The organism is Hahella sp. CR1, from assembly GCF_029813005.1.
In the GTDB taxonomy this organism is placed as follows: domain Bacteria; phylum Pseudomonadota; class Gammaproteobacteria; order Pseudomonadales; family Oleiphilaceae; genus Hahella.
Map to the genome: position 1 here is coordinate 143,252 of NZ_JAPELK010000004.1, position 15,298 is coordinate 158,549.

At 56.2% G+C, this 15,298-nt stretch carries 13 protein-coding genes and 3 tRNA genes; all 16 read left to right on the forward strand.

Features of this window, described 5'->3' with window-relative positions:
• Nucleotides 1-254: 254 nt before the first annotated feature.
• The 16 genes from csrA to fliI all read left to right on the forward strand — a co-directional run bounded on the left by csrA (nucleotide 255) and on the right by fliI (nucleotide 15,283).
• Nucleotides 255-458: a carbon storage regulator CsrA gene (gene csrA, locus ONV78_RS11260; RefSeq protein ID WP_011398946.1), complete on the forward strand. Its 204-nt coding sequence runs from the start codon at nucleotides 255-257 to the stop codon at nucleotides 456-458.
• A gap of 77 nt (nucleotides 459-535) precedes the next feature.
• Nucleotides 536-625 (forward strand) — tRNA-Ser (locus ONV78_RS11265).
• A gap of 17 nt (nucleotides 626-642) precedes the next feature.
• Nucleotides 643-719, forward strand: a tRNA-Arg gene (locus ONV78_RS11270).
• A 30-nt stretch (nucleotides 720-749) separates the two neighbouring features.
• Nucleotides 750-826, forward strand: a tRNA-Arg gene (locus tag ONV78_RS11275).
• 365 nt (nucleotides 827-1,191) lie between these two features.
• Nucleotides 1,192-1,440: an OadG family transporter subunit gene (locus ONV78_RS11280; protein ID WP_127969085.1), complete on the forward strand. Its 249-nt coding sequence runs from the start codon at nucleotides 1,192-1,194 to the stop codon at nucleotides 1,438-1,440.
• Between the two features lie 42 nt (nucleotides 1,441-1,482).
• Complete coding sequence (oadA, locus tag ONV78_RS11285; protein WP_279503208.1) at nucleotides 1,483-3,288, forward strand: sodium-extruding oxaloacetate decarboxylase subunit alpha; 1,806 nt, start codon at nucleotides 1,483-1,485, stop codon at nucleotides 3,286-3,288.
• A 13-nt stretch (nucleotides 3,289-3,301) separates the two neighbouring features.
• Nucleotides 3,302-4,624, forward strand: a complete 1,323-nt coding sequence (locus tag ONV78_RS11290; protein WP_279503209.1) for a sodium ion-translocating decarboxylase subunit beta — start codon at nucleotides 3,302-3,304, stop codon at nucleotides 4,622-4,624.
• A gap of 122 nt (nucleotides 4,625-4,746) precedes the next feature.
• Nucleotides 4,747-5,040, forward strand: coding sequence for a flagellar protein FliT (locus ONV78_RS11295; RefSeq protein ID WP_279503210.1), 294 nt, complete (start codon nucleotides 4,747-4,749; stop codon nucleotides 5,038-5,040).
• A 221-nt stretch (nucleotides 5,041-5,261) separates the two neighbouring features.
• Nucleotides 5,262-6,701, forward strand: a complete 1,440-nt coding sequence (locus ONV78_RS11300) for a sigma-54 dependent transcriptional regulator (protein WP_279503211.1) — start codon at nucleotides 5,262-5,264, stop codon at nucleotides 6,699-6,701.
• A gap of 313 nt (nucleotides 6,702-7,014) precedes the next feature.
• On the forward strand, nucleotides 7,015-8,274 hold the full coding sequence (locus ONV78_RS11305; protein WP_216734962.1) for an ATP-binding protein: 1,260 nt from the start codon (nucleotides 7,015-7,017) through the stop codon (nucleotides 8,272-8,274).
• A 27-nt stretch (nucleotides 8,275-8,301) separates the two neighbouring features.
• Complete coding sequence (locus tag ONV78_RS11310; protein ID WP_216734961.1) at nucleotides 8,302-9,705, forward strand: sigma-54 dependent transcriptional regulator; 1,404 nt, start codon at nucleotides 8,302-8,304, stop codon at nucleotides 9,703-9,705.
• A gap of 124 nt (nucleotides 9,706-9,829) precedes the next feature.
• Nucleotides 9,830-10,186 (forward strand): flagellar hook-basal body complex protein FliE, encoded by a 357-nt coding sequence (gene fliE / locus ONV78_RS11315; RefSeq protein ID WP_127969092.1) that lies wholly within the window; start codon nucleotides 9,830-9,832, stop codon nucleotides 10,184-10,186.
• A 48-nt stretch (nucleotides 10,187-10,234) separates the two neighbouring features.
• Nucleotides 10,235-11,953 (forward strand): flagellar basal-body MS-ring/collar protein FliF, encoded by a 1,719-nt coding sequence (gene fliF, locus ONV78_RS11320; protein ID WP_279503212.1) that lies wholly within the window; start codon nucleotides 10,235-10,237, stop codon nucleotides 11,951-11,953.
• On the forward strand, nucleotides 11,946-12,971 hold the full coding sequence (fliG, locus tag ONV78_RS11325) for a flagellar motor switch protein FliG (RefSeq protein ID WP_127969094.1): 1,026 nt from the start codon (nucleotides 11,946-11,948) through the stop codon (nucleotides 12,969-12,971). Before fliF ends, fliG begins: the two co-directional genes overlap by 8 nt.
• 40 nt (nucleotides 12,972-13,011) lie before the next feature.
• The gene (locus tag ONV78_RS11330) at nucleotides 13,012-13,932 is read left to right on the forward strand and encodes a flagellar assembly protein FliH (protein WP_279503213.1); all 921 of its coding nucleotides are present in this window, start codon (nucleotides 13,012-13,014) and stop codon (nucleotides 13,930-13,932) included.
• Nucleotides 13,919-15,283: a flagellar protein export ATPase FliI gene (gene fliI / locus ONV78_RS11335; protein WP_127969096.1), complete on the forward strand. Its 1,365-nt coding sequence runs from the start codon at nucleotides 13,919-13,921 to the stop codon at nucleotides 15,281-15,283. The genes ONV78_RS11330 and fliI overlap by 14 nt, the downstream gene beginning before the upstream one ends.
• The last annotated feature ends 15 nt before the right edge of the window (nucleotides 15,284-15,298 follow it).

Sequence of the window (15,298 nt, forward strand, 5' to 3'; positions counted from 1 at the left end):
AACATTGGCTTTTGCCTGGAAATAACTAAAATAGGCGACCTGTGTGATGCAGGTCGCACGTAAATATAGAAAAAGATCAACCGGAATCCGCAATTTCTTAACGACGGTTATTAACCGTCCTTTTAAAAATCGGATTCTCGATAATAATAAAAAAGTGCAGTAGGTTGACGAAGGGCTTGTAGAGCGCAGTAAATCTACAAGTAATCGACAATTAGGTCATTTTTTGGAATAGGTCGTTCTTTAAGGAGAATAAGATGCTAATCTTAACCCGCCGTGTAGGCGAAACTCTGATGGTTGGTGATGATGTAACCGTTACCGTTCTGGGGGTGAAGGGTAATCAGGTGCGTATCGGCGTTAATGCGCCGAAAGAAGTAGCTGTACACCGCGAAGAAATTTATCAGCGTATCCAGCGTGAGAAGTCTGCTCAGGCTGGCGAGTCGGACCATCAGGACGATTAATTGACGGTACCACAAACTTTTTTTGAATAAGGACTATCATTCTTAAAATTTTGTGGTACTATACGCCCCGCTTTTGCGGAGAGATGGCCGAGAGGCTGAAGGCGCGCCCCTGCTAAGGGCGTATGGGGGAAACCTCATCGAGGGTTCGAATCCCTCTCTCTCCGCCACTTTAAGTTTTTGATGCGCGCTCGTAGCTCAGCTGGATAGAGTACCTGGCTACGAACCAGGCGGTCGGAGGTTCGAATCCTCCCGAGCGCGCCATTTAAAAACCTTAAGTTGTCAATTTGTTGCGCGCTCGTAGCTCAGCTGGATAGAGTACCTGGCTACGAACCAGGCGGTCGGAGGTTCGAATCCTCCCGAGCGCGCCATCTCTTAACTGTTTTTGCAGTATCTAAAACAGTAGATGTTAGAGAAGCTAATCGCGGCTTCAAAATAAGATGTCTACGAACCAAGTTTCTTAGTTTTCGATCCAGTTCAATTCCTTCTCGTCAATGCCGTTTTTCTTCACCGGCGCATCATTGTTTTTCAAGCTATGGTGTTGAGTTCTCAGTTTTTTTAGGATTTTTCGTCAATAGGGGAAAACCGAAGTTTTACGGTTGCGCACCCCTGGTTTTATCGGTATCTTACGCAAGATTTGCCGCCGAGAAGCGGCCCTGCGTTTGTTCTTTAAGCACATGGAATGCCTCTTCGTTGGCGTCTTCATGCTGGTATATCAAAGACAGGTATCGATCATATGAATGAGCTTTTTCAGCAGGCGGTCACCCTGATGGTAGCGGGAATGGGATTCGTATTCGTATTCCTGGCTATACTGGTCGGCGCAACCAATTTGATGTCGAAAGTCGTCAATCGCCTTGCGCCGGAAATTCAGGTAGTCCCCCCTCCCACCGCAGGCAATCCCACGCCGCCTCCGAATAACAATAACGACACGATGGCTGTTATCGCAGCCGCAATCGCTAAACACCGTTCACGCCACAAGAAGTGAACGCAAGGAAATTCGCGAGAGTAAACGAAAGGCTAATAACCCATGACAACAACGAAAAAACCACTAGGTATTACGGACGTAATATTGCGTGATGCGCATCAGTCGCTGCTGGCCACGCGCATGCGTTTAGACGACATGCTCCCCATTGCCGAGAAGCTTGATCAAGTCGGCTATTGGTCCATTGAGTCCTGGGGCGGGGCGACTTTCGACTCCTGTATCCGCTATCTGGGGGAAGATCCATGGGAACGCATTCGCGAATTGAAAAAAGTGATGCCAAACACGCCTCAGCAAATGTTGTTGCGTGGGCAAAACCTGCTGGGTTATAGACATTACGCTGACGATGTTGTCGAACGCTTTGTAGACCGCGCTGCGGCTAACGGCGTTGACGTATTCCGTGTCTTCGACGCGATGAACGATCCTCGAAACCTCGAGACCGCGATCAAAGCGGTGCTGAAAGTCGGCAAACACGCGCAGGGCACCTTGTCCTACACCGTCAGTCCCGTGCATACCATTGATATGTGGGTGGAGCTGGCCAAGAAAATTGAGAGCATGGGCGCGAACTCTATCGCCATCAAAGACATGGCGGGCCTGTTGAAGCCCTACGTGGCGTTTGAGTTGGTCAGCCGTCTGAAGAAAGAATGCTCCGTGCCTATTCATATGCATTGTCACGCCACTACTGGCATGTCCACGGCTACAGCGCTTAAAGCGGCGGAAGCGGGCATCGACAATGTAGACACCGCCATCTCTTCCATGAGCATGACCTACGGCCATTCTCCCACTGAGGCGCTGGTCGCAATTCTGGAGGAGACAGATCGCGATACAGGTTTGAATATCAATCTTCTGGAAGAAATCGCCGGCTACTTCAGAGAAGTGCGTAAGAAATACGTCAAGTTTGAAGGCAGCCTGAGAGGCGTGGACTCCCGCATCCTGGTGGCGCAGGTTCCTGGCGGTATGCTTACCAACATGGAAAACCAGCTGCGTGAACAGGGCGCTATCGACAAGCTGGACGCTGTGCTGGAAGAGATTCCACGCGTGCGCAAAGACCTCGGTTTTATTCCCCTGGTGACGCCCACGTCGCAAATCGTCGGCACTCAGGCGGTACTGAATGTACTGACGGGCGAGCGCTATAAATCCATCGCCAAAGAAACGGCTGGCGTGTTGAAAGGGGAGTATGGTTCAGCGCCGGCTCCGTTCAATGCTGAACTGCAGGCCAGGGTCTTGGAAGGCGCTCAGCCTATCACCTGTCGCCCCGCCGACCTGATAGAACCTGAAATGGATAAATTGACGGATGAGCTGAAGAAGCTGGCGTCCGAGAAAGGCGTGAAGTTGGCGGCGCAAGCAGTCGACGATGTGCTGACCTATGCGCTGTTCCCGCAAGTGGGCCTGAAATTCCTGGAGAATCGTGGCAACCCTGCGGCGTTTGAGCCGATTCCCAGCGCTGACGACCTCAAGCCTGCCGCCCCCGCAGCCAAAACTACGGCGCCTGCAGGCGGCCCAGAGGTGTACACCATCGTTGTTAACGGTCAGACCTATGTGGCGCAAGTATCAGAAGGCGGCGATATTACTCAGGTCGCGCCTGTCGGAGCGGCTCCGGCCCCTGTTTCCGCAGCGCCGGCACCTGCGCCGACTGGCGGAGGCGAGCCTATTCCTGCGCCATTGGGCGGAACTATCCTGCGTCTGGTCGTACAGGCGGGACAAACCGTTCAGGAAGGCGACGTGCTGCTATACCTGGAAGCGATGAAGATGGAGACGGAAATCCGTGCGCCGAAAGCCGGACATGTCGCCAGCATCGATGTCAAAGTGGGCGATGCGGTCTCGGTCGGCCAGTCTCTGTTGAAACTGGCTTAAGAGGTAGCGTTGTATGAACGGATTGTCCCAGCTGGTATACGGCAGCGGCCTGTATAACCTGGAATGGGGGCAGGCGGTCATGATGGCCATCTGCCTGGGTTTGCTGTTCCTAGCGATACGCAAAGGTTTTGAGCCTTTGCTTCTGCTGCCGATTGGTTTCGGCGGTTTGTTGGCGAATATTCCTGAAGCCGGTCTGGCGATGTCGGCGGTTGAGAACGCGATTCACCTGGGCTCTCCCGAACAGCTGGCCAACTTGGCGGCGGCGTTGAATATTCCTTTTGACGTCACGCAGGCGGTGACGCCGGAGATCCGGCACGAGTTCATCGTGGCCTACAAGGGCGCCCATGCAGCGATGTATCAGGCGGTCTCTTTTGCTGCGCAGGACATGGGCTTCACCAGCGGCATGCTGTATCAGTTCTTCAATGTCGCCATTATGAGCGGCGTGGCGCCTCTGCTTATCTTTATGGGCGTTGGCGCGATGACTGACTTTGGCCCGTTGCTGGCGAATCCGAAGACGCTGATGCTCGGCGCTGCGGCGCAGTTCGGTATTTTCGGTACGGTGCTTGGCGCTGCGGCGCTGGACGCTTCCGGCATGATTCCTTTCTCCATCAAAGAAGCAGCGGCGATTGGCATCATTGGCGGCGCCGACGGCCCGACCTCCATTTATGTAGCGACGCTGTTGGCCCCTCATTTATTGGGCGCTATTGCGGTCGCGGCGTACTCTTACATGGCTTTGGTGCCGTTGATTCAGCCGCCGATCATGAAAGCGCTGACCAACGACGCAGAGCGTAAGATCAAGATGGAGCAGCTGCGTCACGTAACCAAGGCGGAGAAAATCGTTTTCCCGATTATCCTGCTGGTTCTGGTCGCCATGTTCCTGCCAGACGCAGCGCCGCTGTTGGGCATGTTCTGCTTCGGCAACCTGATGCGTGAGTGTGGCGTGGTGGATCGCTTGAGCGATACTTCGCAAAATGCGCTCATCAACATCGTCACCATCATTCTGGGTCTTTCCGTGGGCAGTAAGTTGTCCGCTGACAAGTTCCTGGACGTGCAGACGCTGGGCATCCTGGTGTTGGGCATGCTGGCGTTCTGCGTGGGCACTGCGTCAGGGGTTTTGATGGCGAAGCTGATGAATAAGCTCCCCGGAACCCAGGTCAACCCGCTGATTGGGTCTGCTGGCGTGTCCGCCGTTCCGATGGCTGCGCGAGTGTCCAATAAGGTTGGTCTGGAGGCGAACCCGCAAAACTTCCTGCTGATGCACGCGATGGGGCCGAATGTGGCTGGCGTTATCGGATCAGCGGTAGCGGCGGGCGTTATGATCAAGTTTTTGAGCTGATTTGGCCTCACTGAGTTTCCGGCGCGCCGAATAAAAATAAGACCCGCGCCGGAAAATCTCATGTCGGAATGCTACACTAGCCCGAGATGGCGTATCTCAATCCAGCATAGGGCGAAGCCTAAATGTCGCAGTTGGAAAAGCTAGCGGAACAGATCGAGCAACTGGCCTCACAGTCTAAGTGGGACGAATTGATTGCGTTGGAACCCGCTTTACGTGACGTGGTGCAAGAAACCGTCGCGCAGACCAGCGAAGACGATAAACCTCGACTTATCGCCACACTGACTCGATTACGCAGCATATACGCCAACGCGGTTCAACACGCCGGCTCCAATCGTTCAGAGTCCGCCCAGGAACTCACCAGCGTCCGTCGTAGTTTGAAAGCGGCGCAGTCCTATCTCAACACGTCCAAGTTTTAACCTTCCTGTTCAGCGGCTGTCTATTTTCAATCGCGCTGGCGACAATTTTTTGAACGGTTTTTATTCAGATATCGAAATTCGACTATTTGCGTCATTTATTTGACCACTCCCGGAAAGCGTACTTTAATTCTTGGGAAAGAAAAGGTTACTCCTCGCAATATGGAACCGGGTGACCGAGATGGAGGCTCAGGACATTTCAACAAATGTAGTACTGAGGTTACATGACAAGCAAAGACAGCACTGTCCTCTTGGTCTGCGATGACGATGCGCGTAGACAGGCCATAGAAGTGATACTGGCGTTTCTGGGCGAGCCTGCTCTGGCCACGGATGCGGATAACTGGGTAAAAGCGTGTAAAGACGCCTCATTGAGCGCTATGGACATGGCTGTGGCGTTGATGGACGCCAGCGTGACGCAGGTGGAAGATTTTCTCGTCAAGCTGGAAGAATGGGACCCGGGCCTGCCTGTGCTGATGTTGGGGGAGCGTGACCTGTCTGAAGTTGACGAAGACCTGCGTCGCAAGATCATTGTCCAGCTCGAAGAGCTGCCTCACTACAACAAGTTCATGGATAGTCTGTATCGCGCGCAAGTCTATCGCGAACAGTACGCGGCCAAGAGCGGCCGCGGCAAACAACGGGAAATCCTGTTGTTTCGCAGTCTGGTCGGCACCAGCCGTAGCGTGCAGAAAGTGCGTGAATTAATGTCCCAGGTGGCGGACAAAGAAGTCAGCGTGCTGATCACTGGCGAATCCGGCACTGGTAAAGAAGTGGTCGCGCGTAACCTGCATTACAACTCCCATCGTCGCAACCAGCCTTTTGTTCCTGTTAACTGCGGCGCGATCCCTGCGGAACTTCTGGAAAGTGAACTTTTCGGTCATGAAAAGGGCGCGTTTACTGGCGCTATCACCTCTCGCGTCGGACGCTTTGAACTGGCGCAGGGCGGTACTTTGTTTCTGGATGAAATCGGCGATATGCCGTTGCACATGCAGGTCAAGATTTTAAGAGTACTGCAAGAGCGCACCTATGAACGGGTTGGCAGCAGCAAAACGCTGGAGGCGGATGTGCGTATCATCGCCGCTACCCACAAACATCTTGAGGATATGATCGAGCGGGGCGACTTCCGGGAAGACCTCTACTATCGCCTCAACGTTTTTCCCATCGAAATGCCGCCCTTGCGGGAGAGAGCGGAAGACGTGCCGCTGCTGATCAATGAATTGATCTCCCGCATGGAGAAAGAAAAACGCGGCTCCATCCGTTTTAACTCTGCGGCGATCTTGAGCCTGTGCCGCCATGAATGGCCTGGCAATGTCAGAGAGCTGGCGAATCTGGTGGAGCGGTTGGCGATCATGCACCCCTACGGCGTGATTGGCGTGCAGGAGCTGCCGCTGAAATTCCGTCATGTTGAGGATATCGAGCAGGGCATGGAAGACCTGGATGAGGGCTACTCAGGGGAGCCTGGTCTGGTGGGGCTTAATTCCCCGGCGGTGCTGCCGGTGAATGGACTGGACTTGAAAGAGTATCTCGCCAACTTGGAAAAGAGCCTGATCAAACAGGCCTTGGATGATTCCGGCGGCGTCGTCGCCCGTGCGGCGGAACGTTTGCATATTCGCCGTACCACGTTGGTGGAAAAAGTACGTAAGTACAATCTCAACGCTGACGAGTAGCGCGAACTTCCTTTCCTATAAATTCTGATTTCATTTCCTGTTGAGTCTGGCGTTGTCCGGGCTTTGTCGTTTTAACTTCTGGCGCTTCATGCTTATCAATAAACCAGCCTGGTTAGGAGCATGGACGCCTCACGCAAACCCTGGCGCGAAAGCCGTTGGCTCGTCAATTTTTCGGCGTGGCGCTTAGTCCTTTTGTCCTAACTGCATGAAACTGCGGCGTTAATCAGGGCTGGCACAGAAAATGATTGATTACGGTTAAGACAGGTTTTTCGTCAATGTTCCAGCGATACGGACAAGTGATCGGAGAGGCAATATGAGTGTACCGAAAATTTTGTCGCCGGCGGATCAAGAGCAGCCGGTAGCGGTGATCCACCATTTGGCCCCCAAACATACCGGGTTTGACGACGGCGCTTATGCAGCGTCCGCAGACCCGGGTTTGGACCGGGCGATGAGCATGTTCGGCGCCATCGCAGATCAGATTTCCCAAACCTATCAGGATCTCAGCGGACGGGTAAATCGTCTGGCCAATGAGCTGGACTCCGTCAGCCTGAATCGCCAGAGAGAGCACGAAGACAAAGCGCGCATCGCCAATCGTCTGAAGACTTTATTGCAGGCGTTGCCGGTGGGCATCGTTGTGCTGGATGCGAGAGGTTCCGTGCAGGAGTGCAATCCCGCTGCGGTGGACCTGTTGGGCGAGCCTTTACATGGAGAGCGTTGGGTGGAAATTATCCAGCGCTGCTTTGCGCCCAAGGCGGACGATGGACACGAGGTGTCATTGAAAGACGGTCGTCGCCTGAGCATTCAAACCTGCTCGCTGGAGAACGCTCCGGGCCAGTTGATTGTGTTGTCTGATCTCACTGAAACCCGTGAGTTGCAATCTCGTTTGTCCCGCAGTGAGCGTCTGTCTTCCATGGGCAGAATGGTGGCGTCTCTGGCGCATCAAATTCGCACGCCACTGTCTGCCGCCATGCTGTATGCGGGGCATCTCTCTCAGCCTGAGCTGGACGGCTCCCTGCGGGTGAAATGCGCGCAGAAACTGATGTCCCGGCTTACTCATCTGGAGCAGCAAGTACGCGACATGTTGATTTTCGCCAAAGGCGACGCGCCTCTGGCGCAACGCATTACCTGCGCAGAATTATTCTCTGAAATTCAGGCGGCGGCGGAGCCTGAAGCGCAACGCAAGCAGGTTCCCGTGCAATGGAGCATCGACTGCGGCGAACGGGAAATCCTGTGCAATAAAGACGCTTTGGTCGGCGCAGTATTGAACCTCTTCAATAACGCGCTGGAAGCGGTAAAAGGCGTGGATCAGCCTCAGGTGGAAGTGAATCTGAGCGCTCCGGGGCAGGGATTCATCTGCCTGGAAGTGCGTGATAACGGCGTCGGCTTTGACCCTGAAGACGGTCACCGTCTGCTGGAGGCGTTCTATACCACCAAATCCCACGGCACCGGTCTTGGCCTGGCGGTGGCGCAAGGCGTGGCGCAGGCGCACCACGGGCGCTTTTTCATCACCTCCGGCGGTCCGGGTCTGGGCGCTCGGGCCATTCTGACCTTGCCAGCGCGTCACTCCGCCTGACTCACGAATCTTTGAAGGAGACATGCCATGAATAAACCGACCCTGCTGATAGTGGAAGACGATCTGGAGTTACTGGACGCGCTCACCACTACGCTGGAAATGAACGGGTATGACTATATCGGCGTTGATTCCGCCAGAGAAGCCTTGAGCGTTCTGGAGCAGCGCGCCGTAGATATGATTATCAGCGACGTCAACATGCCGGGCATGAACGGCTTTGAGTTGATGCTGGAAGTACGGCGTCAATATCCCGGCGTCCCGGTCGTGCTGATGACGGCATATGGACAGATCAGCCAGGCGGTGGCGGCCATGCAAAGCGGCGCGGCGGACTATCTGGTCAAACCGTTTGAGCCGCAAACGCTGTTGGACACCATTGAAAAATACATGGGCGGCGCCGGCGGTGACTCCAACGCCGACGAGCCGGTGGCGGTGGACGGCGCCAGCAAGCGCATATTCCAGTTGGCGCAGCGCGTGGCGATGACAGACTCCACTGTGCTGATTTCCGGCGAAAGCGGCACCGGGAAAGAAGTGCTGGCGCGTTATATCCATCGTAAATCCGCCCGTAAGAATGCGCCTTTCGTGGCGATCAACTGCGCGGCCATTCCAGAAAACATGCTGGAAGCGATTTTATTTGGGCATGAGAAGGGCGCTTTTACCGGCGCCTACGCGAGCATGCCGGGCAAATTTGAACAGGCGGACGGCGGCACCATTCTGCTGGATGAAATTTCCGAGATGGACCTGGGCCTGCAAGCCAAACTGTTGCGTGTCTTGCAGGAGCGGGAAGTAGAGCGTATTGGCGGACGCAAGAGCATTCGTCTTGATGTGCGCGTGCTGGCGACCACCAACCGGGACCTGAAAACCTACGTGCAGGAAGGCCGTTTCCGGGAAGACCTCTATTACCGCTTGTCCGTGTTTCCAATTCACTGGCGGCCGCTGCGCGAGCGTCGCGCGGACATCGTGCCTTTGGCGGAGCACCTGCTGGCGAACCATGCGCAGAAAATGAAACTCTCTTTCGTGCGTTTCGACGATGGCGCGCGTCAGGCGCTGTACAACCATGACTGGCCGGGCAACGTGCGCGAACTGGATAACGCCATTCAACGCGCCCTGATTCTGCAGCAAAACGGTCAGATCACCGCCGCGGATGTGTGCCTGGAAGGCGTCAGTATGGACAGCCTGGCCGCGCCCTTTGCGCCGGGGATGGCGATGTCAGAGCCAATGGACGAAATGGAGGACGTGGATGACGTCAGCGGATTGGGGCAGGAGATGCGCATGCGCGAATTTCAGATCATTCTCGACACGCTGAAAAGCGAGGGCGGACGCCGCAATAAAGTGGCGGAGAAGCTGGGCATTTCACCGCGCACGTTGCGCTACAAAATCGCCCGTATGCGTGAGTCCGGCATCGACATCGACGAACAAATGGCGCGGGCTTGCTAACGTCGTGGTCAGCATGGCGAAAGCGCTGAAACTGGTATGTTTTCTGCAGAACTAGTTTAAACGAAACGGCTTTCGACGACATTTTGACAAGACGTTTCGATAGCTTGGGAATGTGGAGGCGGTTATGACAAATCGGGTCGATATCAACAATGTGCTGGCGGATATCCGTAACCTGCGCGCGCAGATGCGGCAGTCAGCGCGCGTCGAGCAGGAACTGTCCGCTGAGCAGTTGAAGCCCACCCGCAAGCCTGAAGAAGTTCCCGAGTTCAGCCAGATGCTCAAGCAGGCGGTGGACAACGTCAACGACCTGCAGAAAACCTCGTCAGACCTCAGAACCGCCTATGAGCAGGGCGACCCGCAAGCGGATCTGACCAAGGTGATGATCGCCTCGCAGAAATCGTCGGTGGCCTTTCAGGCGCTGACCCAGGTGCGCAACAAGGTGGTCCAGGCCTACGAAGACATCATGAAAATGCCTATCTGATCGGCTCAGTCATTCTAATAAAGCAGTAAACAAGTATCGAGGTGGACAATGGCTAGCGTTCCCGCACAGGTCGACGCCCAGGGCGGACAGAATAACGACGTGGATCTGGTGGAAAACCGCAGCGATATGATGCTGGGGTTCAATCGTTTATCCCTGCTGCGTCAATTGGTGTTGATGGTGGGCGTCGCCGCCAGCATCGCGATGGGAGCGGCCATCATCCTGTGGGCCAATGAACCCGCTTATCAGCCGCTGTATCCGGACATGAGCGTGTACGACAGCTCGGAAGTCTCGGACATCCTCAATCAGAGCAATATTCACTTCAAAGTAGAACCCAAGTCCGGCGCCCTGTTGGTGGCTGCGGAAGATGTGAGCGTCGCCAGAATGCGTCTGGCCGCCGCAGGCGTGACCCAGGACAGAACCATGGGTTACGAGCTGCTCGACAAAGATCAGGGACTCGGCACCAGTCAGTTCATGGAGTCCACCCGCTATCGTCGTGGTCTGGAAGGTGAGTTATCACGCACTATCTCCAGTCTGCGTAATGTGAAAAGCGCCAGGGTTCATTTGGCGATACCCAAACAAAGCGTGTTTGTGCGCGACAAGCGAAAACCATCCGCCTCCGTTCTGGTGGAGCTGACCGGGTCGCGCAGTCTGCATCAGGATCAGGTGGAAGCCATCGTTAATCTGGTGGCCGGCAGCGTGCCGGAGATGGACCAGCGAGACGTCACGGTGGTGGACCAGCGAGGTAATCTGCTGTCACAGAACAATTTGACCGAAGACGACTTGAGAACCTCCCGTGAATTCCAGTATGCGCGCCGTATGGAAGAAGTGCTGACCGGTCGGGTGAACAGTATTCTGGAGCCGATATTGGGGCCAGGACGCTTCCGCGCGGAAGTTTCTGCGGACGTGGATTTCACTGCCGTGGAGCAGGCGCAGGAAACCTTCAATCCAGACCCTCAGGCTGTGCGCAGCGAGCAGGAGATTGGCGAGCAGCGTATCGCCGGCAGCAATCAGGGAGTTCCCGGCGCTCTATCCAATCAGCCTCCAGGCGTGGCCAGCGTGCCGGAGCAGGCGGGCGTCGCTGGCGCCGCCGCCAATGCAACCGCCAATAGTCAGGCCACGGATATCCGCAAACAGACTGTGCGTAACTACGAAGTGGACCGCACCGTCAGCTACACTAAACAGCATCAGGGTAAAGTCCAGCGTCTCACCGTGGCGGTAGTCGTGGACGACTTGCGTCGGGTCGGTACTGACGGAAAAGTTACTACTGAGGCCTGGCCGGAAGCGGAGCTGCAACGACTGACCGTCCTGGTGCGGGATGCGGTGGGTTACTCCGCCGCTCGTGGCGACAGCGTCAACGTCATCAATACGCCTTTCATGGCGGAGGAAGTCGAGATTGGCGACTATGAAGCGCCGCTGTGGGAGCAGCCCTGGATACGTGAACTGATCAAATGGGGCGTGGCCTTCCTGATCGTCTTGATACTGGTGTTTGGAGTCATTCGCCCAACCTTCAAGAACCTCTCCAGTGGCGGCTCTGACGCCAAGAATCTGGCGCTGGCCGGCGATGAAGATGGGTTGGCTGAGCTGGAAAGTCTGGGCTCTGGCGTAGGTGAGGGAGAAAGTGTAGGCTTAAACGCAGCGGGCGATTTTTTATTGCCCGGCTCCTCTGAGGGATATGAGAAAAAGATTAACGCGCTCAAAGGACTGATTGCTGAAGATCCGGGTCGAGTGGCCCAGGTTGTTCGCCAATGGGTAATGGCTGATGAGTGACGAGAAAGGTGAGAAAAAACCGGTACGCAAAGTCTCCCGCGTGGAATCGGCGGCGATTTTGCTCATGTCTCTCGGCGAAGCGGACGCCGCTCAGATTCTAAAACACATGGGCCCCAAGGAAGTGCAGCGTGTGGGCGCGCAAATGGCGCAATTGCAGAACGTGACTCAGGATGTTGTCGAACACGTCACCACTGAATTTCTTGAAGCCGTCGGCGGCCAGACCGGTCTGGGCATCGGCGCCGACGACTATATTCGCACTATGCTCACCCAGGCCTTGGGTGAGGACAAAGCCGCCAGCCTGATCGACCGTATCCTTCTGGGCGGCAACACGACTGGCCTGGATACGCTAAAGTGGATGGAAGCGCGGGCGGTATCAGACATCATTCGCTACGAACACCCCCAGATCCAAGCCATCGTCATCTCCTATCTTGATCCTGACCAGTCCGCGGAAGTGCTATCCAATTTCGATGAAAAAGTGCGTCTGGACATCATCATGCGGGTGGCGGCTCTGGAAACGATTCAACCCCAGGCGCTGCAGGAGCTTAACAATATTCTGGAGAAGCAGTTCTCCGGCGGCTCTTCAGCGCAAACCAGCAGGATCGGCGGCGTCAAACGCGCTGCGGATATCATGAACTTTATGGACTCCAGCCTCGAGGCGCCGTTGATGGAATCCATCAAGGATGTGGACGCTGACCTGGGCAGTCAGATCGAAGATCTCATGTTTGTGTTCGACAACCTCAAGGATGTGGACGATCGCGGCATTCAATCCCTGTTGCGTGAGGTGTCGTCCGATAACCTGATTCTGGCGTTGAAAGGCGCGGAAGAGGATTTGCAGGAAAAGATCTTCCGCAATATGTCGAAACGGGCGGCGGAGCTGCTGCGCGACGATCTGGAGGCGCGGGGCCCCGTTCGCATCAGCGAGGTGGAAGCGGCGCAGAAAGAAATTCTCACTATCGCGCGGCGCATGGCCGAAGCCGGCGAAATCATGCTGGGCGGCGGCGGCGAAGAAATGCTGTAAGCCCGTCGCCTGTGCAACGCCACACTAACAGAGCCAGCCGATGAAAGACCAACCCGAAACCATCCCCAAGGAAAAACTGACGGCCTACGAGCGTTGGGAATTACCGGTTATGGGGGAACAGCAGGAAACGCCCAAGATCAAACCGCCTACGGCGGCGGAACTGGAGAACATTCGTCAGAGCGCTTATCAGGAAGGACTTGAACAAGGCAAAGAAGAAGGCTTTCAGAAAGGCTTTGAACAAGGCCATGCTGAAGGTAAACGCAAAGGCGAGCAACAAGGCCTGGAGCAGGGTCGCAAGACCGGCGAAAGCGAGGCGGTGAAGTCCAAGAGCGCCGCCATCGACCAAGCCTTGAGCCACTTCGAAGAGCTGGCGACGGAACTGGAAGCGCCGATTCGCAAACATCAGGATGAGGTGGAAGAGGCGCTGCTCAATCTGGTGCTGGCGATCTCCCGGGCGGTGGTGTTCCGTGAATTGAAAGTGGACCGCTCGCAAATTCTGCGCGTGCTGCAGGAGGCCCTGGCGGCGCTGCCCAACACAGAAGAGCTGGTCACCATCTATCTGCATCCGCAGGACCTGGCGTTCGCCAAAGAACACTTGCCGCCGGAAAGAGGAACCCGTTATCAGGCGGACCCCGCTTTGATGGAAGGCGGGTGCCGTGTGGAGACCCGTCATACGTTGCTGGACTTCACCGTTGAAAAACGATTCCAGACCACCGTGCAGCAAATGCTGTCCCGTCATAGCGACGATGTTTCTTTGCAGGAAACCAAAGACTTCACTGATCAGATGGGAGAGATGAGCGACTTGCACCGGGACTTGCTGGAGAAAAACGCGGAAGCGCCGCCGCCAGTCCCCGAAGCGCATACTGAACCGTCTAAGACCGAGGAGATAGAGGCCGACAAGCTGCATCACGCGCCGTCAGAGGCCCAGGAAACGCCGGAGGGCGACGATGAGTCTGGTTGAGCGGCTACGCAACTACGAGCGTTTCGTGCCGGCTCAGGCGCGTCCTGAGCTGAATGGTCGCCTGACCCGCGTGGTGGGACTCACCCTGGAGGCGGTCGGCTGTCCGATGACTTTGGGAGAACGCTGCCTGATCGAAGTGCGCGGCGGTCGCATGGTCGAGGCGGAAGTCGTTGGCTTCTCCGATGAACGGGTCTACCTGATGCCGCTGGCGGCGGTGGAAGGCCTGCAACCCGGCGCCAAAGTGAAGCCGATGTCCGGAGTGGGGCGTATTGGCGTGGGCGCCTGTCTGTTGGGGCGCGTGCTGGATGGCGCTGGCGAGCCACTGGATGGTCGCGGCCCTTTGCAGGCGGAGCATCACGTTGAATTGTTCGGTGCGCCGATCAACCCTTTGCACCGTGCGCCGATCCGGGAAAAACTCGATGTCGGCATTCGCGCCATCAACTCACTGCTAACCGTAGGAATTGGTCAGCGCCTGGGATTGTTCGCAGGCAGCGGCGTGGGCAAGAGTATGCTGCTCGGCATGATGACCCGCTTCACGACGGCGGACATCATTGTGGTGGGGCTGGTGGGAGAGCGTGGCCGTGAGGTGAAAGAATTCATTGAAGATATTCTTGGCGAAGAAGGGCTGCGTCGCGCGGTGGTCGTGGCGTCACCCGCCGACGACTCGCCATTGATGCGCTTGCGCGCAGCGGTTCTGACTACGCGCATCGCCGAGTATTTTCGCGACTTGGGCAAGAACGTGCTGTTGCTGATGGACAGTCTGACGCGCTACGCCCAGGCGCAACGGGAAATCGCCCTGGCGGTGGGCGAGCCTCCCGCCACCAAAGGTTATCCCCCTTCCGTGTTCGCCAAACTGCCGCAACTGGTGGAGCGGGCGGGCAACGGCAAACCCGGCGGCGGTTCCATCACCGCGTTCTACACGGTGCTGACGGAAGGCGATGACCAACAGGACCCCATCGCCGACGCCGCGCGTGCGATTCTGGACGGCCATATCGTACTGAACCGACGTCTGGCGGAGGAGGGGCATTATCCCGCCATTGATATCGAGGCTTCCATCAGCCGGGTCATGCCTCAGGTGACGACGCCGGACTACTTGCAAAGGGCGCAGCGCTTCAAGCAGTTATACGCCCGCTACCAGCAGACGCGGGACCTGATCAGCGTCGGCGCCTACGTGCCCGGCTCCGATAAAGAAACCGATTATGCGATCGAAAGATTTCCCCACATGCGCAAATTTTTACAGCAAAGTCTGCGGGAACGCGCTACGCTGAATGATAGCGCACAAGGGTTGAATCAATTGTTCACCCCGGCTCCGGCGCAAGGCGCCGCGCCCAGAGCCCCGGCGAAACCATAAGGTTACTCCACTTTA